Annotated in this window: 20 protein-coding genes and 1 pseudogene; 12 read left to right on the top strand and 9 right to left on the bottom strand. The window is 66.8% G+C overall.

Features of this window, described 5'->3' with window-relative positions; translation table 11 throughout:
- The first annotated feature begins 39 nt into the window (after positions 1-39).
- Positions 40-390, top strand: a complete 351-nt coding sequence (locus ACTJI6_RS21150; RefSeq protein WP_440803426.1) for an FAD-binding oxidoreductase — start codon at positions 40-42, stop codon at positions 388-390.
- 171 nt (positions 391-561) lie between these two features.
- On the top strand, positions 562-1875 hold the full coding sequence (locus tag ACTJI6_RS21145; RefSeq protein ID WP_440803422.1) for a LysR family transcriptional regulator: 1314 nt from the start codon (positions 562-564) through the stop codon (positions 1873-1875).
- Here ACTJI6_RS21145 and ACTJI6_RS21140 read toward each other — a convergent pair.
- From ACTJI6_RS21140 to ACTJI6_RS21125, 4 genes are read right to left on the bottom strand one after another with little or no spacing between them, the layout of a single operon-like run.
- The gene (locus tag ACTJI6_RS21140; RefSeq protein ID WP_440803420.1) at positions 1872-2756 is read right to left on the bottom strand and encodes a DUF1932 domain-containing protein; all 885 of its coding nucleotides are present in this window, start codon (positions 2754-2756) and stop codon (positions 1872-1874) included. The two genes, ACTJI6_RS21145 and ACTJI6_RS21140, sit on opposite strands and share 4 nt — an antisense overlap.
- A 10-nt stretch (positions 2757-2766) precedes the next feature.
- Positions 2767-4071, bottom strand: a complete 1305-nt coding sequence (locus tag ACTJI6_RS21135) for a TRAP transporter large permease (protein WP_440803418.1) — start codon at positions 4069-4071, stop codon at positions 2767-2769.
- On the bottom strand, positions 4071-4571 hold the full coding sequence (locus ACTJI6_RS21130; protein ID WP_440803416.1) for a TRAP transporter small permease: 501 nt from the start codon (positions 4569-4571) through the stop codon (positions 4071-4073). Before ACTJI6_RS21130 ends, ACTJI6_RS21135 begins: the two co-directional genes overlap by 1 nt.
- Positions 4568-5539, bottom strand: coding sequence for a TRAP transporter substrate-binding protein (locus tag ACTJI6_RS21125; RefSeq protein WP_440803414.1), 972 nt, complete (start codon positions 5537-5539; stop codon positions 4568-4570). Before ACTJI6_RS21125 ends, ACTJI6_RS21130 begins: the two co-directional genes overlap by 4 nt.
- A 240-nt stretch (positions 5540-5779) precedes the next feature.
- Between ACTJI6_RS21125 and ACTJI6_RS21120 the strand changes: the two genes are divergently transcribed.
- From ACTJI6_RS21120 to ACTJI6_RS21095, 6 genes are all read left to right on the top strand, one after another.
- Entirely contained in the window at positions 5780-6514 is a 735-nt protein-coding gene (locus ACTJI6_RS21120; protein WP_440803412.1) for a PIG-L deacetylase family protein, read from the top strand.
- Positions 6514-7467 (top strand): VOC family protein, encoded by a 954-nt coding sequence (locus tag ACTJI6_RS21115; protein WP_440803410.1) that lies wholly within the window; start codon positions 6514-6516, stop codon positions 7465-7467. The genes ACTJI6_RS21120 and ACTJI6_RS21115 overlap by 1 nt, the downstream gene beginning before the upstream one ends.
- Before the next feature lie 122 nt (positions 7468-7589).
- Positions 7590-9314: a subtype B tannase gene (locus ACTJI6_RS21110; RefSeq protein ID WP_440803408.1), complete on the top strand. Its 1725-nt coding sequence runs from the start codon at positions 7590-7592 to the stop codon at positions 9312-9314.
- A gap of 65 nt (positions 9315-9379) precedes the next feature.
- Positions 9380-10051 carry a 4-carboxy-4-hydroxy-2-oxoadipate aldolase/oxaloacetate decarboxylase gene (locus ACTJI6_RS21105; RefSeq protein WP_440803406.1) on the top strand — a complete coding sequence of 224 codons (672 nt, stop codon included), beginning with the start codon at positions 9380-9382 and terminating at the stop codon, positions 10049-10051.
- A complete protein-coding gene (locus ACTJI6_RS21100) occupies positions 10044-11732 on the top strand; it encodes a tannase/feruloyl esterase family alpha/beta hydrolase (protein WP_440803404.1) in 1689 nt (562 codons plus the stop codon). The genes ACTJI6_RS21105 and ACTJI6_RS21100 overlap by 8 nt, the downstream gene beginning before the upstream one ends.
- 2 nt (positions 11733-11734) lie before the next feature.
- A complete protein-coding gene (locus ACTJI6_RS21095; protein WP_440803402.1) occupies positions 11735-12790 on the top strand; it encodes a 4-oxalomesaconate tautomerase in 1056 nt (351 codons plus the stop codon).
- Positions 12791-12807: 17 nt separating this feature from the next.
- Here ACTJI6_RS21095 and ACTJI6_RS21090 read toward each other — a convergent pair whose 3' ends face one another.
- From ACTJI6_RS21090 to ACTJI6_RS21075, 4 genes and pseudogenes are all read right to left on the bottom strand, one after another.
- The gene (locus ACTJI6_RS21090; protein ID WP_440803424.1) at positions 12808-13509 is read right to left on the bottom strand and encodes an AbrB family transcriptional regulator; all 702 of its coding nucleotides are present in this window, start codon (positions 13507-13509) and stop codon (positions 12808-12810) included.
- Positions 13510-13571: 62 nt separating this feature from the next.
- Positions 13572-14234, bottom strand: a pseudogene (locus tag ACTJI6_RS21085) (IS5 family transposase); the annotation flags it as partial.
- A 92-nt stretch (positions 14235-14326) separates the two neighbouring features.
- Complete coding sequence (locus ACTJI6_RS21080; RefSeq protein ID WP_440803399.1) at positions 14327-15334, bottom strand: IS30 family transposase; 1008 nt, start codon at positions 15332-15334, stop codon at positions 14327-14329.
- Between the two features lie 167 nt (positions 15335-15501).
- Entirely contained in the window at positions 15502-15663 is a 162-nt protein-coding gene (locus tag ACTJI6_RS21075) for a ribbon-helix-helix protein, CopG family (RefSeq protein ID WP_126156340.1), read from the bottom strand.
- A 121-nt stretch (positions 15664-15784) separates the two neighbouring features.
- On the opposite strand from ACTJI6_RS21075, the gene ACTJI6_RS21070 reads away from it, so the two are divergent.
- The 4 genes from ACTJI6_RS21070 (at position 15785) to ACTJI6_RS21055 (ending at position 19866) form a co-directional block, all read left to right on the top strand.
- Positions 15785-16309, top strand: coding sequence for a hypothetical protein (locus tag ACTJI6_RS21070; RefSeq protein ID WP_440803398.1), 525 nt, complete (start codon positions 15785-15787; stop codon positions 16307-16309).
- 165 nt (positions 16310-16474) lie between these two features.
- The gene (locus tag ACTJI6_RS21065) at positions 16475-17515 is read left to right on the top strand and encodes a hypothetical protein (protein WP_440803395.1); all 1041 of its coding nucleotides are present in this window, start codon (positions 16475-16477) and stop codon (positions 17513-17515) included.
- Between the two features lie 91 nt (positions 17516-17606).
- Positions 17607-19670 carry an AAA family ATPase gene (locus ACTJI6_RS21060; RefSeq protein WP_440803393.1) on the top strand — a complete coding sequence of 688 codons (2064 nt, stop codon included), beginning with the start codon at positions 17607-17609 and terminating at the stop codon, positions 19668-19670.
- Positions 19660-19866, top strand: coding sequence for a hypothetical protein (locus ACTJI6_RS21055; RefSeq protein WP_440803391.1), 207 nt, complete (start codon positions 19660-19662; stop codon positions 19864-19866). The genes ACTJI6_RS21060 and ACTJI6_RS21055 overlap by 11 nt, the downstream gene beginning before the upstream one ends.
- A gap of 520 nt (positions 19867-20386) precedes the next feature.
- On the opposite strand, the gene ACTJI6_RS21050 is transcribed toward ACTJI6_RS21055, so the two are convergent.
- Positions 20387-20568: helix-turn-helix domain-containing protein (locus tag ACTJI6_RS21050; protein ID WP_440803389.1), on the bottom strand; the 182-nt coding region annotated here is incomplete at its 5' end.

Here is a 20568-nt window from a genome sequence, read left to right as displayed (position 1 = left end):
CAACGGCGCGAGGGACCGCAGATCAAGCATGACGTCGCCGTGCCGGTGGCGCGGCTCGCCGATTTTGTAGCCCTGACAGAACCAATGCTGTCGAAGATCCTGCCGGGTGTCCGCGTCAATCCCTTCGGCCACCTGGGCGACGGAAATGTCCATCTCAATCTGTCGCCCCCGCCAGATGCGGATTTCGCAGGCACGGAGGCCATGTTGTCCCAGGCGATCTATGACCTTGTTGTCAGCGTAGGCGGAAGCTTTTCCGCCGAGCATGGCCTGGGGCAGGCAAAGGTTGGGCTGGCGGACCACCTTCGCAGCCCGATCGAACGACACCTGATGACCGCACTCATTGCCGCGGTCGATCCTGACGCACGAATGAACCCCGGCAAGATTGTCTGAAACGGGAATGCCCACGTCCAACCTCCATCCCATGCCCAAAGCATCAGATTATCAGCCGATGGTATTTCCAAACCGCTCCTGCACCGCAATTTCTGCACAACGCAGACAAAGCGAAATCGGCCCGCCGCATGTCACGGAAACCTGGCTGCGGCTTCCTGATCACGACCTCCATTGACGTTGCTTTCCAACCCAAGGTCATCGATCAATCCAATGGTCCGCGGTTCATGCTGGGCGTTCTGCATATCGTCTCCCTATGGCCCGTCAATTTCCCGCTGCTTGTCTGCAGGCGGAGGCAGCCGTAACCTTCCCGTAAGCAGGGAAGGACACATGCCAGCCAGTATCCGCCATCTCCGGATGTTCCTCGCCCTCGGGCGCAGCAATTCCGTGACACAGGCGGCTGAGGCCAACCATGTCTCGCAGCCTGCCGTCACCCAGGCCATGGTCAAGCTGGCGCAAGAGACAGGGCACCCGCTTTTCCTGCGGCGCCCCCAGGGACTGTTTTTGACCGAAGCCGGCGAACTCTTGCATCATCGAGCCGAACGGGCGCTGAGAATGCTGGATGCGGCAATGTCGGATATGGATCGTGCTGTCCGCATACAAGCGACCTGGCCGCAGCTTGTCGCGCTGATTGCCGTGACCGAAACCGAGAACTTCACCATGGCCGCCCACCGGGTGGGGCTGGCGCAGCCCACGGTTCATCGCTCGACCACCACGCTGGAAAAGGCAGCCGGCACGACCTTCTTTCAACGCACGGCGCATGGCCTGATCTCGACGCGGGCGGCGCTTCAACTGGCACAGGCCGCACGATTAGCGATGGCGGAACTGGACCAGGCCGAGTCCGACCTGGCGACGCTCAACGGGCGCGAGGTCGGCCGCATCGTTATCGGCGCGCTGCCCTTGTCGCGGTCCGGATGGCTGCCCTCGGCCATCCTGGGGTTTCGCAATCTCCGTCCTAGCTTTCCTTTCCATATCATCGATGGGCGTTACGACGAACTGCTGCTGGGCTTGCGCCGGGGCGAAATCGACATGATGCTGGGTGCCCTGCGCCTGCCGAGCCCGATCGAGGATATCGATCAGGAGCGCCTGTTCGATGACGAGGTGGTCGTCGTCGCACGTCCGGGCCATCCCCTTTCCGGCAAGGGCCGCCCGGGGTTCACCGATCTGGCTGCCTACCCTTGGGTGGTGCCCCGGCGATCGACGCCGCTTCGGGGCGTGTTGGATGCCTGCTTCCACGAACGGGCGCCAACCAACGTTATCGAGACATCCTCTGTCATCATGATGCGCGAAATCCTGCGGCAGAGCGATTACTTGGGCGGCCTGTCGAAGATGCAGGCCGAGGTTGAGGCGGGCGTCCTGGCGATCCTGCCGGTGCGCCTGCCCAATGCCAGCCGCCCGATCGGCATTACCACCCGCGCCGGTTGGGAGCCGACGCGGGCGCAGAAGGATTTCCTGGACCTTCTGCGCCGAACCGCGTCCCGGCTCTAGGGCCGGAGCCCGCTCAGGATTGCATCGGCGCGGGGGGCGAAGCTGTCCTCGCCTGCGGGCAACTCCAGCTCGCCAATCCATTGCTGCCAGTCGGCGGTGGCACTGGCCAAACCGTTGGGAAGGTCAAGTTCGGTCAGGGTGGCCGCGACTTCGCGCATCTCGGCGGCGCGGCGGCGGCCGTGGACCATCATGCGTTCCAGGTTATAGGCGGCCTGGCGCGGCCAGTCGATTTGCGGGTTCGAGGCCTGGAGCGAACCCAGGACCCGATCCTCGATCCCCGCGCGGCGGGCGGCCAGCAGGCATTCTGCGAACAGCGCCTCGGTCCCCTTGATCATCACGGATCGGACCATCTTGATGGCCGATGCGTCGCCCACCGTGCCGCCCGATACTTGCGCATCCATCCCGAGGGCGGACAGGACTGCCAGTGCGTCGTCGGCATGGGGACCGGCGATCAGCAGGGGCGTGCGGTGCATCCTGGGATAGACCGGCGCCATGATCGCCACATCGACATAGCGTCCACCGGCCGCCTCGATGACCGCGGCCGCGCGGCGCTTGGCGCCGGGCGAGCAGCTGTTGCCATCGAGCCAGAGCGCATCCGGGGCCAGATAGGGGGCCGCTTCTTCGGCGGCCAGGACGGCACGGTCCGCCGTCACCAGGCAGAAGACCGCATCCGCACCCTCAAGTGCCGTCGCCCTGTCAAGAGAAAGGCTGACGCCCGTTGCCTCGGATCGCGACAAGGGCAGTGACATGGCCTGCGGATCGTCGATCTTTTCGTCAAAGGCGCGCAGGCCCGTCGTCACGGCCCTGCTCCAGCCTTTTGCAAAGGCCTCGGCAGCCTCGCCGAAGCCGACAAAGGCGATCCGCAGAAGGTTATCACTCATGGGTCTTTCCTCAGCCGAACATCGTGTTGGGGATCAGCAGCGCGATTTGCGGAACAAGGATGATCAGGATCAGGCCCACGATCATCGCGAACAGGAACGGCATGACACCGCGGAACACTGTGGTCAACGGCACGTCCTGCGCCACGCCGCGTACCACAAAGACGTTGAGTCCGACAGGGGGCGTGATCATCCCCATCTCGATCACGATCACCGCGACGACGCCGAACCAGATCGGGTCGAAGCCAAGCTGCGTGATCACCGGGAACACGATCGGGATCGAGATCACCAGCATCGACAGCCCGTCCATGAACATTCCCATGACGACATATGCCCCGATGATCACGAACAGCGTGCCATAGGCGCCCAGGCCAAGACCCTCCAGCCCCTGGCCCAGCAGGGCGGGGATCTGGGTGACGGCAAAGAACGGGTTCAGGACGTTCGCGCCGATCACGATGGTGTAAAGCATGGCCGAGGTCTTGAGCGTGTCCATGACCGCGATGCGAAAGCCCGCCCGCGACAGTTTGCCGGCTGCGAGCGCCAGCCCGATCACCAGGGCCGCGCCGATGCCCGATGCCTCGACCGGGGTGAAGGCGCCGACATAGATGCCGCCGATGGTCAGGATCATCACCGCCAGCAGCGGCCCGGCCTGGCCCAGGCTGCGGAAACGCTGGCCCAGGGCGACGTTCGGCCCGGCAGGTGCCAGCGACGGGTTGCGCAGGGCGACCAGCCAGACGGTGACGATGAACAGCACCGTCAGCATCAGCCCCGGCAGTACGCCCGCCATGAACAGGCGTCCGATGGATTGTTCCGTCAGGATGGCGTAAAGAACAAAGCCCGTAGACGGCGGGATCAGGAAACCCAGCGTGCCCCCCGCCGCGACCGATCCAGTCGCCAGCCCGTCGGCATAGCCGAGGCGCTTCATTTCCGGCAGGGCCACCTTGCCGATGGTGACGGCGGTGGCGACTGACGATCCCGACACGGCGGAAAATGCCGCGCAGCCCAGGACCGAAGCCGAGGCGAGCCCGCCCCGGTAATGGCCGACCCAGGCGAAGGCCGCGTCGTAAAGCCCGCGTGAGAAGCCTGCGACGGATGCGATGTTGCCCAGCAGGACGAACATCGGCACGACGATCAGCGTCTCGCTGGCCACGGCGGCATAGCTTTCGGTCAGGATCAGCGCGCCCGCCGTGCGCATCCCCTCCAGCGCCCACATGCCGAAGAAGCCCGACAGCAGCATGGCGAAGGCCACGGGCGTGCGGAAGATCATCAAGGCAAACAGCAGGACGATGCCGGCGATGCCGACGGTTGTCGGTTCCATCATTTCGCCCCTTTGCGCAGGATGGCGATGAATTGCGCGGCCAAGACCAGCACGGTCAGCGCGATGCCGATGGCCAGCACGCCGTAGAAGGGCCAGATCGGCAGGGCCAGCATGTTGGTGGTGTCGCCGAACTCCCACGCGTCGAGCGCCTTCAGAGCCGCGCGCCAGACCAGGATGGACAGCACCAGGCCCGACAGCAGGCGCGAGCCCAGGTCGCCCGCCAGCCGCCCCCAGCGGCCGATGGCCTTGTCGAAGACATCGACGCCGACATGGCCGCCCCTCTCGGTGCAATAGGGCAGGGCGGCCATGACCAGCACCACGGCGGTCATCTGCGTGATCTCGTTGAGGCCCAGGATGGGCGCGCCGAAGACATAGCGCAGCACCACCCCGGCCGAGATCACCACCACCAGGAAGATCAGCGCGACGGCGGCCAGCACGGCCAGCCAGGCGGTGGCCCGGTCAAGCCATGCCAGGCCGGGCAGGGATCCGGGGGCGTTCATTTTGCCGCCAGCGCGTCGATGATGGCCTGGCCGCCCTCGGTCTCGGCAATGGCCTGGGCGGTCACGGCGTCAGCGGCCTCGTTGAAGGGCGCAGCCGCGGCTTCGTCCAGGACGATGACCTCCTTGCCCGCGGTGGCCTTGAAATCGGCGATGCCCTTTTCGGCGACCGTCAGCTGAACCTTCTGGCCGTCCAGCGACAGCTGCTTGCCGGCCTCGTCGATGGCGGCCTGCTGTTCGGCGGAGAGGCCCTCATAGGCATCGCGGTTCATAACCACGAAGAAGGGAGAGTTGGTCGTCTCCATACCCATGGTGATGTAGTTCGCGACCTCGGCCAGCTTGAAGGCGTTGACGGCGGTGCCGTCGATCATGGCCCCGTCGATCACGCCGGTCTGCAGGGCGTTGTAGATCTCGGACACGGGCATGGACACGGGGGTGGCGCCCCAGGCTTCCACCAGCAACCCGGTGTTGCGGGACGGCACGCGGATTTTCATGCCCTTGATGTCGTCCAGCGTGCGCACGGGCTTCGAGGCCGTGAACAGGATGTTCTCGGCACTGGACCACAGGCCCACCAGCTTGACCCGGCGATAATCGTTGGACAACGCGTCGAGGTTCGACCACAGCGTCTCGGTGCCCGTGGCTTCTTCCAGGATGCCCGGCAGTTCCGCCGTCAGTGTCAGCGGGAATTGCGAGGCGGTATAGCCCGGCAGCGACACGGCCAGTTCCGCCACGCCATCGACGACGCGGGAATACTGTTCCACCGGACCTGCGCCCAGCTCGCCGCCATTATAAAGCTTGACCGTCAGCTCGCCGCCGGTCTTGTCGGCCACGGCCTTGGCGAAGGGCTCGAAGGCGCCGGTCACATAGGGGTGCGTCGGCGCCATGAAATTGGCGAATTTCAGCTCCTCGGCCATGGCGGCCGGGGCCAGCAGCGATGCGATCAGTGCCGCAGAGGTCAGCAGATTTTTCATAGACTCCTCCCAGATTGCAGGGGCGAATCTGGCCCCTGGCCTGAACGAGGAATAAGCCAGGCGTCAGGACAGAGCTAATTCGAAGCAAGCATGACTTCATAAGCTGCTGCTATAGAAAAAAGCCGTAGCGCCTCAATCTGCCGTTTCCGCAATAGCAGAAATTTATGGTTTTCGTCATGCTTCGGATTTGCCAGCCGGGCGCCCGCCGATCAGATTTGTGCCAACGCACAGGAGGGGACCATGTCCGACACAAAGACCGCCCTTGTCATCTCGGCCCATGCCGCCGACTTCGTCTGGCGCTGCGGGGGCGCCATCGCGCTGCACGCCCAGAAGGGTTATGACGTGACCGTTGTCTGCCTGTCCTTCGGCGAGCGCGGCGAAAGCGCCAAGCTGTGGAAGGAACCCGGCATGACGCTGGAGGGCGTGAAGTCCGCCCGCCGCAAGGAGTCGGAGAAGGCGGCGCAGGCGCTTGGCGTCCATGACCTGATCGAGTTCGACCTGGGCGACTATCCCCTGCAACTGACGCAGGACGACAAGTTCCGGCTGGTGGACGTGATCCGCAAGGTGCAGCCCGCCTTTATGCTGAGCCACAGTCAGTACGACCCTTACAACACCGACCACATGTATGCGACCCAGGTGGCGCTGGAATGCCGCATGATCGCCCAGGCCTGGGGCCACAACCCCAGTGAAAAGGTCTTGGGTGCGCCGCAGCTCTACCTGTTCGAACCTCACCAGACCGAGCAGATGGGCTGGAAGCCCGACACCTTCCTGGACATCACCCCCGTCTGGGACAAGAAGCGCGCCGCCATCGAATGCATGGAAGGCCAGGAACACCTGTGGGAGTACTACACCCGCGTGGCCGAGAACCGCGCCAACCACTTCATGCGCAACTCGGGCGGGCAGTCCGGCGGGCGCAAGGCGACATATGCGGAAGGCTTCCAGTCGGTCTTCCCGCGCACCGTGGATGAACTCTGATGGAACATTGCTTCGACATCGCCCATCTCGCCCATGTCGAGATGCTGACCGACCGCTTCGAGGAAAGCCTCGACTTCTTCACCCGCGTCTATGGCCTGACGCTGTCGGGACAGGACGAGGACAGCGCCTATCTGCGGGCGTGGGACGACTATGAACATGCGTCCCTGAAGCTGACGCGGGCGGACCGGACGGGTGTGGGCCACATCGCCTATCGCGCGGCATCCCCCGAGGCGCTGGAACGCCGGGTCGCGGCCATCGAGGCCTCGGGCTACAACGTCCACGGCTGGATCGAGGGCGACCAGAGCCACGGCCGCGCCTTCCGCTTCGAGGATCCATTCGGCCATGTCTTCAAAATCTATTACGACACGGTCTGGTACAAGCCCCAGCAGGACGCCGAACGCGCCGCGCTGAAGAACACCGCCAGCGCCTTCAAGGGCGCCGCGCCGCGCAGGCTGGACCACCTGAACCTGCTGTCCGAGGACGTGACCGAGTTCCGCCGCTTCATGGAAACCTGCCTGGGCAGCCGGGTCACGGAATACATCCAGCTGGACAACGGCCGCATCGGCGGCTGCTGGTTCACCGTGAACAACAAGACCTATGACCTCGCCTGCACCGAGGAGCATGGCGGCGGTATGGGGCGCCTGCACCACGTCACCTACGCCACCGACCAGCGCGAGGACATCCTGCGCGCCGCCGACATCTTCCTGCAGAACGGCGTCCATATCGAGACCGGGCCGCACAAGCACGCGATCCAGGGGACGTTCTTCCTCTATGTCTGGGAGCCCGCGGGCAACCGGGTGGAGCTGGCCAATTCCGGCGCCCGGCTGATCCTGGCGCCCGACTGGCAGCCCGTCGTCTGGACTGAGGCCGACCGCAGGAAGGGCCAGGCCTGGGGCCTGAAGACCATCGAGACCTTCCACACCCACGGCACTCCGCCCGTGAAAAAGGGCTGACAAACACAAGGGCGGCTGCCGGGGAGGGCAGCCGCCGCACCCGATTCGACGTGAAAGACGTCGATGTCCGGCCAGAAGGCCGCAACCAAGAGGAGGAAGACATGTCTGCACGAGGACGGATCGTGACCCGCACTGCCGCTGCGGCATTGCTGGCAACCACGGCGCTGACGCTTTCGGGAGCCGCCGGGGCCGCCCAGGGGGTCTATGACGAGGCGCTGCAATTCGACCCTGCCGCCTATACGACGCTCAGCATCTCCATCGACGGGGTGGCGACGCAGGTCCGCCGCTATGAGGTGGTCTATGCAGGCAACCCGGTCGAGGTCGCCGCGCGCCAGACGGGCAGCGCCCCGCCGCAGGCGCTTGATGACCCCTTGGCCATGCAGAAGATGATCGTCTATGTGCCCGAGGCGGCCGTGGGCGACGATGACGCCGCCGTCATCATGCAGGTCAGCAACAGCGGCTGGTTCTCAAGCCCGGTGCAAGAACGGGTGGTGGACGGCGCCAGCTATTCCGCCACCAGCGACACCGACGCCATCGGCAAGGCGCTGTCGGAAGGCTATGTGATCGCCTCGGTCGGCACCCGCAGTCGCGGCGCCATCGCCGACGACGGCAGCTATGTCGGCAAGGCGCCCTCGGTCGTGGTCGATGCCAAGGCGGCGATCCGGTATCTGAAGCTGAACAACGACGTCATTCCGGGATCGTCCGACCGCATCGTCATCACCGGCACCTCGGGCGGCGGGGGCCTGTCGGCGGCTGTCGCGGCCAGCGGCAACAGCGCCGAATACCTGCCCTACCTGGCCGAGATCGGCGCGGCGGGCATCGACGCGGCGGGCAATTCGACCCTGACCGACGATGTCTTCGCCACCATCGCCTATGTCCCGATCACCGACCTGGGCCATGCCGACCTGGCCTATGAATGGCAATACAACGGCGTGCGCACACCGGCCAACACCAGCGGCGGCACCCTGTCGCCCGAGGCCCAGGCCGCATCCGACCAGTTGGCTTCGGAATACCCGGCCTATCTGGCAAGCCTGGGGCTGACCCTGCCCGACGGGACGCCCCTGACCGCCGACACGATGGACGAGGCCCTTGTCGCCGAGATCCGGCGCGAAACGCAGGAACACCTGGACAGCGGCGGCACGATCCCGGCCCTGGGCGAAAGCTTCACCCTGACGGTGCGCGGCTCGCAGATCCAGATCGTGAACGACTGGCTGTCGGTCGAGAACGGGCAGGTCGTCGTCGATCACGACAACTTCGTCAGCTTCGTCGCGGGGGCGACCGCGCTGAAGGTCGTGCCGGCTTTCGACGCCACGGCCAACACCGGCAACACCGGCGTCCTGGGCGAGAACACGCTGTTCGGCACGCCCGACCAGCTTTACGCCAACTTCACGGAATTTGGCTGGAACAACAACACGGTTCTGGGCGACGGGTCGGGCATCGACGATACCGGGCTGACCTGGGCGCAGTTCATCGCATCGGACCAGTCGGTGATCGACGACCAGCTGCGCCTGATCGATCCCTTCGCCTTCCTGAACACCGATGCCGATACCGCGCCATTCTGGTACCTGCGCCACGGCATGATCGACCGCGACACGGCCTTTGCGGTGAACCTCGCGCTGTTCCATGCTGTCGACAATGACCCTTCCGTCCGGGACGTGAACTTCGAACTGGCCTGGCTGACGGGCCACGCCGGAAACTATGACGTGCAGGAAGCCTATAGCTGGCTGGCGGACAGCCTTGCCTCGGTGGACATCGCGCCGGTTCCGGTCCCGGCCAGCCTTCCGTTGGCGCTTGGCGGGCTTGGCATCTTGGGTGCTCTGAAGCGGCGGCAACGGCGCCAGCACTGAACCATCGGCCCTGTCCGGCGGTGCCGGGCGGGGATAAACTTTCCAGGAAGAAGCAGGCAGGAGCCATGGCGAAAGTCGTCCAAAATACCACACGCGCAAGTGCCGACACCATCTGGGGTCTGGCCGATGCGGGGGTCGCCACCGTCCACGAGGCCCAAGGCCGCATCGGCTGCCTGGCGTCCTCCATGCGGCCGATCTATCCCGGCGCCCGAATCGCGGGCAGCGCCGTCACCATCAGCGCCCCGCCGGGCGACAACTGGATGGTCCATGTCGCCATCGAGCAGCTGCAAGACGGCGACATCCTGGTGCTGGCGCCGACCTCGCCTTGCGACAACGGCTATTTCGGAGACCTGCTGGCGACCTCGGCCATGGCGCGGGGCTGCCGGGGGCTGGTGATCGACGCGGGCGTGCGCGATGTGCGCGACCTGACCGCCATGGGCTTTCCCGTCTGGTCCAAGGCCGTTTCCGCCCAGGGCACGGTCAAGGAAACGCTAGGCTCGGTCAACGTGCCGGTCGTCTGCGCGGGCCAGCTGGTCGAAGCAGGCGACGTGATCGTGGCCGATGACGACGGCGTCTGCGTAGTGCGCCGCGCCGATGCCGACACGGTGCTGGCCGCCGCCCGCAAGCGCATGGATGCCGAGGAAGCCAAGCGCCAGCGGCTGGCTGCGGGCGAACTGGGCCTCGACATCTATGACATGCGCGGGCGGCTGGAGGAGAAGGGGCTGAAATATGTTTGACCTGCTTCGTCGCGTGGCCCTGGCCGGGGTGGTGCTGCTTGTGCCGCTGGCCGCTGGTGCCGCCCCCGCCGACCTGGCCCCGGTTGCCCCGGTCATGGCCTGCGCGGACCTGGCCCGGACCGACCTGGCCCCCATCGGCGGCGAGGGCAGCACCGTGACCGAAGCCGTCGAGACCACCAGCGACGGCATCCCCGTCTGTTCCGTCACCGGCACGCTTGCGCCGCAGGTGAGTTTCCAGGTGCTGCTGCCGATGGAAACCTGGACACAGCGCTACCTGCAGGTCGGCTGCGGCGGCTTGTGCGGGCAAATAACCTTGCGCTCGGGCGCATCGGCCGGCTGTCAGATCCTGAACGATGGCGGCTTCGTCATGGCCGCGACCGACATGGGCCATTCGGGTCAGGGCGGCGAATGGGGACTAGACGACCAGCAGCGCGCCGACTTCGCCTATCGCGCGCAGCATATTACCGCCGAGGCCACCAAGGCCCTGATCCGCGCCTTTTACGGACAGGATGCCCGGTACAGCTATTTCAACGGCTGCTCCGACGGCGGACGCGAAGGCATCATGGAGGCCATGCGCTTTCCCGAGGATTTCGACGGCATCGTTGCCGGTGCCCCGGCCATGCTGTTCCAAGTCCAGAACACCCTGCATCACGGGTGGCTGGCGCGGTCGAACACCGGCGCCGACGGCAAGCCGATCCTGCTGTCGGACAAGCTGCCCCTGCTGCACCGCGCGGTTGTCGCTGCTTGCGACACAGGCGACGGCGTCGAGGACGGGCTGATCTCGCAGCCTGCAGCCTGCGGCTTCGACCCGTCAACGCTGGTCTGCAAGGACGGGCAGTCCGCCGAATGCCTGACCGCAGACGAAGCCGCCGTCGTGGCCGCCGTCTATGATGGTCCGCGCGACACGGGAACCGGCGCGGCCCTGACGCCCGGCCAGCAACTGCCCGGCTCCGAACTGAACTGGCAGGGCGTTTTCGTTCCCGACAGCCACGACCAGATGCCTTTCAGCGCGATCATCGTGGATCCGGTGCTGCGTTACCTGGCTTTTCAGCCCGCCCGGCCCGAGATGACGGTCAACGATCTGGAGTTCACCACGGCGACGCTGGACGATCTGCGCGCGCGCCATCCGCTGTTCGATGCGACCAGTCCGGATCTCTCGGCGTTCGAGGCGTCGGGCGGCAAGCTGATCCTGTGGCACGGTCTGGCCGATCCGCATATCGCCCCGGCAAACACCGTGGCTCTGCACGGTGCGATGCTGGACAGCCTGGGGGCCGAAACACTGGCCGGGTTCGAACGCCTGTATCTGCTGCCCGGCGTCAGCCATTGCAGCGGCGGCGAAGGGCCGTCGAACCTGGATCTGCTGACGCCGATCATGGCCTGGGTCGAACGGGGCGAGGCCCCGGACGCCATTCGGACCGCCAGCACCGCCGAGACCTCCAGTTTCGGTCAGCCGGCTGGTGGCGGGCGGCGAGGTGGCGGGATGCCGATGACGGATCTTGGTGTCGCACCCTTGCCGGCGATGTCCCGCCCGGTTTGGCCCTATCCGGCAACGGCGGCCTTGAAGGCGGGCACCGACTACACCGAGGCCGAGAACTGGACCCGCGGCCCGGACGCCCCCATCGTCACCACGCGCGATTGGCCCGGCGCCGATCTGTTTGCGCCTTATACCCCGAAGGAGTGATCATGAGCGACGGCATTCCCTGCCTGTGGATGCGGGGTGGAACCTCTAAAGGGGCCTATTTCCTGGCCTCCGACCTGCCCGCCGATGCGGGCGCGCGTGACACCCTGCTGCTGCGGGTCATGGGCAGCCCTGATCCGCGCCAGATCGACGGAATTGGCGGCGGAGATCCCCTGACCTCAAAAGTGGCAATCCTGTCGCCATCCTCTCGTGCTGATGCGGATGTGGACTATCTGTTCCTTCAGGTCTTCGTCGATCAGGCCCTCGTGTCGGATGCGCAGGGCTGCGGCAATATCCTGGCGGGCGTCGGCCCTGCCGCCATTGAGCGCGGACTTGTCCCGGCAGAGGATGGCGAAACTCCCGTCCGCATTCATATGCTGAACACCGGCGAGGTGGCCTTGGCGCGCGTCCAGACACCGGGCGGGCGCGTCAACTATGCGGGCGATGCGCAAATCGACGGCGTGCCGGGCACCGCAGCCCCCGTGCCGCTGATGTTCCAGAACATCGCAGGCTCGATGTGCGGCGCACTGCTGCCCTCGGGCGAGGCGGTGGACATGATCGAGGGCGTGGCCTGCACACTTATCGACAACGGAATGCCTTGCGTGATCATGCGGGCAAGCGACTTCGGCCTGACAGGCCAGGAAAGCCGCGAGGCCCTCGACGCGGAGAGCGTCCTGAAGGCGCGGATCGAGGCCATCCGGCTGAAGTCCGGGCCGCTGATGAACTTGGGCGACGTGGCGCAGAAATCCGTGCCCAAGATGACGCTCGTCTCGGCCCCTGTGGCGGGTGGAACCATCAACACCCGAAGCTTCATTCCACATCGCTGCCACGCCTCAATCGGGGTCTTTGCTGCTGTCAGCGTCGCCACCGCCTGCACCCTGCCCGGCACGCCCGCCGCCGAGCTGGCCGTGCTGCCAAACGATGGTCGTTTCCGCATCGAACACCCGACCGGGGCGGCCGAAGTGCTGATCGAACAGGACGAAAAGGGCTGCGTTACCGCTGCAGGGACTTTGCGCACCGCCCGCAAGCTGATGGACGGGCAGGTCTGGCCGCGCGGTTGACGCAAGCGCCCTCGGGGCTAGTCGAAGCGTTGGCTCCAGCTGAGCAGGGGGCGTGCCAAGGGCATCAGCAGGAAGATCCGGACCAGATGGGCAGCGGTGACGACCGATACATTCTGGTGCAGAACCTGCGCGGTCAGCCCCATCTCGGTCACGCCGCCGGGGGCGATGCCCAGCACCAGCAGGCGCCAGTCCAGCGGCGTGAAGGGCGCCAACGCCGCAGCCGATCCGCAGGTCAGCACCAGAAGGCCCAGCGTGCCCAGCATGGACACCGCTAGTTCCCGCCGCGCGGCGTGCAGCAGTTTGGCCTGGAAGGTCGATCCCAGCCAGGCGCCCAGGATCAGTTGCGCGCCCGCCAGGACGACAGGGGGATAGTGCGGCAGGCCCGCCCCCGCCGCCGTCAGCGCCGCCGCAAGGCTCAGTGGTCCCAGGAACCAGGGGTTCGCCCAACCCAGCCTGCGGAACAGCAGCCCGCCCGCAAGGCCGATCAGCGGCAGCGCCAGCAGCAGGGGATCGTCGAAAGCCGCGCCCGCCGCGCCGGTCCCGTTCGGGCGGGAAAAACCATCGATCGCGTAAAGCAGCATCGGGACAAGCACGACGATTGCGGCGATGCGCAGGGACTGGGCCAGGATCACCGGCGCGACCGGCAGGCCGCGGCTTTCGGCGATGATCGCGGCCTCGACCGGGGCCACGGGAAAGGTCGCCAGCACCATGCGCGACAGCGGAACCCGGCGTTGTTGCGTAACTCACGCCTGAGGCATGATAGCCCCTTTCCCCCACGGCATCAGCCGACGCGAACGATTTCAGCCGCTCCGAGGGCCGAGAAGCGGTTCATGAGGGCGATGCGGATCTGGATTTCGGCGGTCTGGCGGTCCGGGTCTCTTGCGGCGATGCGCTCACCGAAGGTCTTGAGGCACCGCATCTTTGCCTCGATGCGGCTTCGGACATGGTATCCGGTCCAGCGTTTCCAGAACGCCCGGCCGTAGTAGCGAGTGGCGCGCAGAGTTTCGTTTCGGGCGATCGCGGCCGGGCAGTCCTCTTTCCAAGGCCGGCCGTTCTTGCGGATCGGTATGATCGCCGTGGCCTCGCGGTCGATGACGGCGGTGTGGCAGCGGCGCGTGTCGTAGGCGCCGTCGGCGGTCACCGTGCCGATGTCTTCGCCCTCGGGGATCTGGTCCAGCAGGTCCGGCAAGACGGGACTGTCGCCGTCGCTGCTGGAGGTGAACTCCACCGCCCGGATGTCAGACGTTGCGGTGTCCATGGCCAGATGGACCTTGCGCCACTGGCGCCGACCCTGAACACCGTGCTTGCGGGCCTGCCATTCGCCGTCGCCGAGGAACTTGATGCCGGTGCTGTCCACCAGCAGGTTCAGCGGCCCTTCGGCGCGGCGATACGGGATCTGGACGGCCAGCGTTTTCTGCCGTCGGCACAGGGTGGTGTAGTCGGGAGTGTGACATTCCTGAATTGCAGAGGTGAGACATTTTAACTTTGCGGTGCAGGCTCCATTCTGAATGCACCAGTCCTGCGGGGCAGGGTTTGTCATGGTGCCTCCAGTCGTATCAGTTCGTCTCGAAACGCTTCGATGGGTGTCCGGTAGCCCAGGCACTTCCGGGGCGTGGCGTTCAGGCGCTGACACATCATTCTCATCGAACGGGGCGTCAGCTGCAACACAGCGGTGTCTCGGGGAAGGTAGCGACGGAGCCGCCTGTTCATGTTCTCGACCGAGCCTTTTTGCCAAGGCGCCTGCGGATCGCAGAACCACGCCTTCGTGCCCATGCCGGTTTCCAACTCGCGCCAGGCCACGAACTCCAGGCCGCGGTCAAAGGTGATCGAGCGCCGCGCCTCGGCGGGCAGGGGTGACATCTCATGAATCAGACGGTTCATGAGGGGCCGAGACTTCCGGTCATTGTTGCGCAGCAGAACGGTGTAGCGGGTCTTGCGTTCGACCAGCGTCGCCACATTGGCCTCGCCCTGAGCCCGCTCAAAGATCATCAAATCACCCTCCCAATTCCCGAACTGGCTCCGGTCGTTGATCTCGGGCGGCCGGTTGTGAATGCTTGTTTCCGCGGGGAAAACCCGGTTGCGGGGTGAGCGGGCATAGCGCGGCTTCCGCTTTCGGCGCCGCTCGGGCAGGAGGCGCGCCAATTGCGCTGACTGGCCTTCGGCCGAATAGACATACTGGTAGATCGTCTCATGACAGAGCCGGTGCGGGGCGCCGCGTTCAATCCTGAGCCGGCCTGCAATCTGTTCCGGAGACCAGCCTTCGTGCAGACAGCGGATCACTTCGGCGCGTAAGTCCGGAAGACGCTCAAGCTTGCGCCGGCGGGAACGCCTGCGGTCGGCCTGGGACTGAGCCGTCACATGCCAGTAGCCATCAGCCTGCGGGACATCCTTGTCATGCCACCAGTTGCGCTTGACTTCGCGGGTGATGGTCGAGCGACTGCGGCCGAGCATCTGCGCAATCTTCGTCTTCGGCACCTTGGCCTGCAACAAACGCGCTATCACGCGGCGTTCGTCCAGCGTCAGGTTGGTGAAAGGGCGCCTCATCTCATCCTCCTGAATAGCTTCAGGAAACTATCGAGTGATGCATTCCAGAATGGAATGTGCCCCCGGCTATACCTCCTGGACTAATAATCGGGATTATGAAGCATAATAGCTCTTGGAGAGGTCAACAGCCGAACAACTTCGCCGCAATGCTGATGATCGACCAGACCTTAGCTATCCGTCATAGCAAGCCACTGGACCAAGGCTCTGCGTATCATTTCAGGCCGTGTGGGCAAATCAGGTTCAGCGCGTCGCCGATCATCGATCGCCTTGATCAGTTCTTGTGACAGCCGGAGGTTAATTGCCTCCGTATCCTTTTTTGGGGGAGCCATGAACATTAATCCAAATTGATATTGACACTAAGATACCAAAGTGCCATATTGATCGGGCGGAAGCAAGAGATCCTACCCTCCTGCCCCGCCCTAACCACCACTGATCCTCAGGAGATCAATCATGGCTAAGCCAGCATCTACCACGCCGTGTGGCGTGACGACACCCCCTGCGCATTTCACCCATACCGAGATCTCGCGAACCTTCTCGCGCCTGATCGGGTCGGTCAGCGGCTATATCGAGGCTGAGCGCGACATCGAGGATGCGGCGTCCTGGGATCCGGCGTTCCTAGACTGGCATCGCGATGCGGAAGGGGCCCGGAGCGCGGTGCTCTCCTCCATCGACCACATCCGGGTCTCTGCCGCCGTGCGGCCCGAGGACCTGCCGCTGAAGCGCATGGCGCTGCTCCTCTTCGCGCTGATCGAAACGGAGTCGTCGTCGGAGTTCCTGCGCCTCGCGGCCTGCCTTGATCGTCATGCAGATCTCTTCTCCTGCCTCGGCACCGGCTTGGTGGCGCGGCGTGTCACCCAGATGCTGACAGCGGCGCGGTTGCAGGTGGCCGACCTGGCCTCGCTGTCCGCGCTTGTTGATCCCCTTGAAGTCGCAGCCGATGGGCCTGACGACGGTTCAGTGCCGGTTGCGGCCTGACGCTCGTCCTTCCCTGATCCTTATCCATGCCGTGACCGGTGCGCTGTCCGCGCCTCGTCCGGCGGCGCATCGCCGCGTCCCGTCCCGGCCCGCGGCGGCCGCAGAGGGCGCGGTGACGCCCGCCCGACGCCCGGCACAACAACCCTGTTTTTCAGGAGCATTCCCATGATTGCCCTACAATCCTGCGCGGCCCAGGTGCCGCTTCCCGCCGATCTGATCCGCCATCCGGGTCCCCTGCATGCCCACTGGATCGCCGCGGCCGAGCAGAAAGGGTTCGATCTCCTGGCCCGGGTCACGGACCGTCTTCATCTGGCCCTGCGCTGCCGGTGCTGCGGCGGTGTCAGCGTGACCAGACTCTTCGTGCTGATGAACAGCCAACCGCTCTGCCGCACCTGCCTGGAGGCGGCGCGTGCGACCCGCGCGACGGCGGCGGGCCTCGCCTATCTCGGCCCCGATCCCGATCACCCACAATACGGCCTTTTCCGCGCCACCTGCGGGCATGTCCTGCGGCGGCAGTTCGAGATCATCGACCGCGTCGCCCGTGGCGAGACCGGCCTGCGCTGCCAAACCTGCTTTGCCGAACAGGAACGGCAGATCGCCGCCCGCCATGGCTGGACCCGGATCGGCCCGGACCCGCACGGCAATGCCAACTATCACCTGTATATCCATGATGCCTGTGGGCATCCCCAGCGGATCGCCCGGGCCAACCTCGCTTGGGGCCAGTGCGACTGCGCAGGCTGTGGGGAGAGCTGGACCGCCAAGCCCAGCTTCCTCTACCTGCTGGCCATCCGTCACGACGGCTTGGACCTCTTGAAGCTCGGCTACAGCGCCAATCCGCTGAAGCGCAAGAAGCATCAGTTGGGGCTGCCGAAGACCGCGCAGGTAACGCTGCTGCGCCGCGTGGCGATGCCTACGGGACACATCGCCTGCGCCGTCGAGAAGCGGCTGCACGCCCAGCTGCGCCGGCAGCATCCCGAGGCGGTGGTGCCGCCGGAAGACTACCGGGGCATCCTTACTGTGGTCAGCGAGGTCTACCGGCCATGGTTGCGGGCGGAGCTGGAGCGCCGCCTTGACCGCATCGCGGCGGCCACCGCCAAGGGTAGCACGGCGCCCAACGCCGGTGCCGATGTCCAGGACGGCCGAACTGGCGATGGCGGGGGCGATGGCAGCCAGGATGGCGGAGGCGACGACCGGGCGGCCTGCTGAGCCGCCCTTCGCCCGGGCGGGCCGCCACCCCAAGGGGGCGCGAGCCTCCCCTTCCATATCCTATCCCGCGCTATTCCCGAAGGAGCTGCCCATGCCTGTCACGTCCGCCATGCCCCCTTGGCTCCCCCATTACCTGAGCGTCGCGGCCTGTCTGGACGCGGCCCCCTCTCCGCCCCCTGACGCGCCTGAGATGTCGGAGGCGGTCTTTGGCGCCCTCATTGAGGGCCGCCTCGACGAGGTCGAGGACCAGATCGAGGAATTGCCGGAATGGGAACAGCGCCCACGCCCCGCCGCGTCGCTGGCCGACGATCTCTTGTGCGCCATCGCGCTTGCCGGACTGTGTCGCGCCCTTCCGAACGCTGAGGCCATCGCCGCGCTGGCGGCGGTCGGGGCGGTCACGGTGCTGGACTGCCCGCCGGGCGGGATGATCGATGACGCAGCCTCGCTGCTCGCAGCCCTGCTGGCGCGGGGCAGCGGGCGCCCGCCGGTGCGGATCATCGCCCTGCGCGCCGCCGGGGACGCCCGCGCGGCAGGACGTCCCGAGGATGCCCTCGCCCCCGCCATGGCGGCGATCAGCGCGACGACCGCCCCGCATGTCCTGCTGGTGGAGGCGGGCATAGCCCTGCCCGGCGAGATCGCCGCCATCCTGCCCCCGCCCCTGCGTCTCGGCCCGGTGGACGGATGGCTGGTGGCCGCCGCCCTGAGCCTGCGCGGCGGCGACGCCGCCGGATTGCGCGACCGCCTGCCGGGCGACGCCGCCCTGCGGGCGCTCACGCCCGACCAGCTGCGCTTCGCCCTGCGCCACCGTATCCGCGAGCGGCAGATCACCGAACTGCATCGCATCGCCCGGTCCAACCAATCCAACCGATCCAGCGGTCCGACCCTGGACGACATAGCGGATCATGGCGCGGCGGGGGCGGCCGCCCGCCGCCTGACAGCCGATCTCGCCGCTTGGCAGGCCGGGCGCATCGAATGGTCCGACATGACCCGGTCGCTCCTGTTCGTGGGTCCGCCCGGCAGCGGCAAGACCTGGCTGGCCCGCGCCATCGCCGCCTCCGCCGGCCTGCCGCTGATCGAAGGCAGCCTCGCCGCCTGGCAGGCCGCCGGCCATCTGGGAGACATGCTGCGCGCCATGCGCGCCAGCTTCGCCCAGGCCCAGGCGGCCGCCCCGGCGGTGCTGTTCCTGGACGAGATCGACGGCGCCGGCGACCGGGGCAGCGACGACAGCCACGCGCGGACCTATCGCCGCCAGGTGATCAACGCCCTTCTCGAACTGCTGGACAGCGCCGGCCGCACGCCCGGCCTGGTCGTCCTCGCCGCCTGCAACGACGTGGAGGCGCTCGACCCGGCCATTCGCCGTCCCGGCCGCATCGACCGGATCGTCGCGGTGCCGCCGCCCGGTCCTGCCGCCATTGCCCGGATCCTGACCCGGCGTCTTGACGGCGCGCTGTCGGCCAAGGCCATCGACAGCCTGGCCCGGCGCGCCATCGGCCAGAGCGCCGCCGCCCTCGACGGTGCGGTGCGCGAAGCCCGCAGCCAGGCACGGGATGCCGGCCATGCGCTGACCGGCGGCGATGTCGCCCGGGCCCTGGGACTGGCCCGGGAGGAGCCGGCCATCATCCGCCGCTTCGCCCTCCATGAGGCCGGCCATGCCATCGCCGCCACGCGGCTCGCGCGGGGGCGCGTCCAGGAGATCCGCGTCGGCATGGCGGGCGGCCATGTCGCGTTGGGACACCGGGCCCCGCTGCTGACCCGGCGCGACCTGACCGATCAGCTGACCTGCCTGCTGGCGGGCCGGGCGGCCGAGGAACTGGTGCTGGGCAGCGGCTGCATCGGTGCCGGACAGGGCGCCGACAGCGATCTGGCCCGCGCCACCGAGATCGCCCTGCGGCTCGAACTGACCTATGGCCTCAGCGGCCACAGCCTGGTCCGCTTTGCCGATCCGGCGCGGATGCTGATGACCGATCCGGCGGTGCGGACCCGCGCCGACCGGCGCCTGCGCACGGCGCTGCGCCGCGCCCGCCAGCTCCTGGCCGCGGAATATCACTGGCTGCGGCACCTCGCCGACCGGCTCTGCGCCGAGCGCGTCGTTACATACGGCGCTGAGGGCCTGGAGCGGCCCGGCCCGGACCCGGAGGCGTGCCATGAGCCGTGAGCCGGGTCTCCCGGCGCTGCTGGCCGAGGCGCGGGATCAGGCGGCGGTCCTGGCCGAGATCCTCGATCTGCTGTTCCTGGCGGCCGAGGGCCTTGGCGACACGCCTGGCGCCGCCCTGGCCCGTGGCGCCATGCTGGCCCGCGACCGGCTGGACCAGTTGCGGGACCTGCTGCGCGATGCCCGGCTGCCGCCGTGACGGGCCTCGCGCAGGAGGCGCGGGGTCAGGGACGCGACCGATGCCTGTTCCGCGGGATCGTCCGGCCTGGACGGATCCAATGCCTTTCCCAGGCTCGCAAAGGCCTCCCGTCAGCGTCCCGTCGGGGACTTTAATAAAAAAACTAAAGAAACCCCGACCATCTGCCCCCGTCCAGAAGATCTTTGTTCAAGGAGCACTGCCAAAACGGAAAGCCGCCGAAAGCCGACCAAGTCCCGAACGTCTTTCCGGGGAGATGAGCATGAAACGCGTCGGGGATGCGCGACGCCGCGTCCCGGGTCGGGGTCGGCGGGCATTGCGCGGGCCTCGGGGCGGAAGCGGGATCCAATCGGTGCCGGGGCATCATCAGCCGCATGCTGGCGGTCCGTTTCCCGGTCTGTCCCTGCTCGCCGTTCAGGAGCAGCCCGAGGCTCCACACCGGCGCCGAACGATCCGCCCCCCTCTCCCCTGGAGGTTGCCGCTCCTGGGCGCCGATGCCGCGTCGCGCGTCAGCACCCCCCGGTTAGGCGGCGGGACCGTCGCGCTCCGCCTCCGCCTCTCGGATCAGTTGCCAGAGCGGCGTTTCCAGCCGGGCGGCCAGCCTGGCCATGGTCAGCAGGCTGGGGCGGTGCTTGCCGGCCTCGAGCAGCGAGACATAGCGCGGGCTGAGCCCGGCGCTGTGGGCAAGCTCCTCCTGCGCCATCC

It is taken from the genome of Paracoccus sp. 22332, assembly GCF_052045125.1.
Lineage (GTDB): Bacteria > Pseudomonadota > Alphaproteobacteria > Rhodobacterales > Rhodobacteraceae > Paracoccus > Paracoccus haematequi_A.
The sequence above is the reverse complement of the archived record's forward strand: the minus strand, read 5'-3'. Positions and strand labels throughout refer to the sequence as shown.

Coding starts and splice junctions, on each gene's coding strand:
- ACTJI6_RS21080 (WP_440803399.1), bottom strand. CDS start 15,334: ATGAGGCGCCCTTTCACCAACCTGACGCTGGACGAACGCCGCGTGATA.
- ACTJI6_RS21055 (WP_440803391.1), top strand. CDS start 19,660: ATGAGCCGTGAGCCGGGTCTCCCGGCGCTGCTGGCCGAGGCGCGGGAT.
- ACTJI6_RS21130 (WP_440803416.1), bottom strand. CDS start 4,571: ATGAACGCCCCCGGATCCCTGCCCGGCCTGGCATGGCTTGACCGGGCC.
- ACTJI6_RS21105 (WP_440803406.1), top strand. CDS start 9,380: ATGGCGAAAGTCGTCCAAAATACCACACGCGCAAGTGCCGACACCATC.
- ACTJI6_RS21065 (WP_440803395.1), top strand. CDS start 16,475: ATGATTGCCCTACAATCCTGCGCGGCCCAGGTGCCGCTTCCCGCCGAT.
- ACTJI6_RS21075 (WP_126156340.1), bottom strand. CDS start 15,663: ATGGCTCCCCCAAAAAAGGATACGGAGGCAATTAACCTCCGGCTGTCA.
- ACTJI6_RS21115 (WP_440803410.1), top strand. CDS start 6,514: ATGGAACATTGCTTCGACATCGCCCATCTCGCCCATGTCGAGATGCTG.
- ACTJI6_RS21095 (WP_440803402.1), top strand. CDS start 11,735: ATGAGCGACGGCATTCCCTGCCTGTGGATGCGGGGTGGAACCTCTAAA.
- ACTJI6_RS21060 (WP_440803393.1), top strand. CDS start 17,607: ATGCCTGTCACGTCCGCCATGCCCCCTTGGCTCCCCCATTACCTGAGC.
- ACTJI6_RS21120 (WP_440803412.1), top strand. CDS start 5,780: ATGTCCGACACAAAGACCGCCCTTGTCATCTCGGCCCATGCCGCCGAC.
- ACTJI6_RS21135 (WP_440803418.1), bottom strand. CDS start 4,071: ATGGAACCGACAACCGTCGGCATCGCCGGCATCGTCCTGCTGTTTGCC.
- ACTJI6_RS21140 (WP_440803420.1), bottom strand. CDS start 2,756: ATGAGTGATAACCTTCTGCGGATCGCCTTTGTCGGCTTCGGCGAGGCT.
- ACTJI6_RS21100 (WP_440803404.1), top strand. CDS start 10,044: ATGTTTGACCTGCTTCGTCGCGTGGCCCTGGCCGGGGTGGTGCTGCTT.
- ACTJI6_RS21125 (WP_440803414.1), bottom strand. CDS start 5,539: ATGAAAAATCTGCTGACCTCTGCGGCACTGATCGCATCGCTGCTGGCC.
- ACTJI6_RS21070 (WP_440803398.1), top strand. CDS start 15,785: ATGGCTAAGCCAGCATCTACCACGCCGTGTGGCGTGACGACACCCCCT.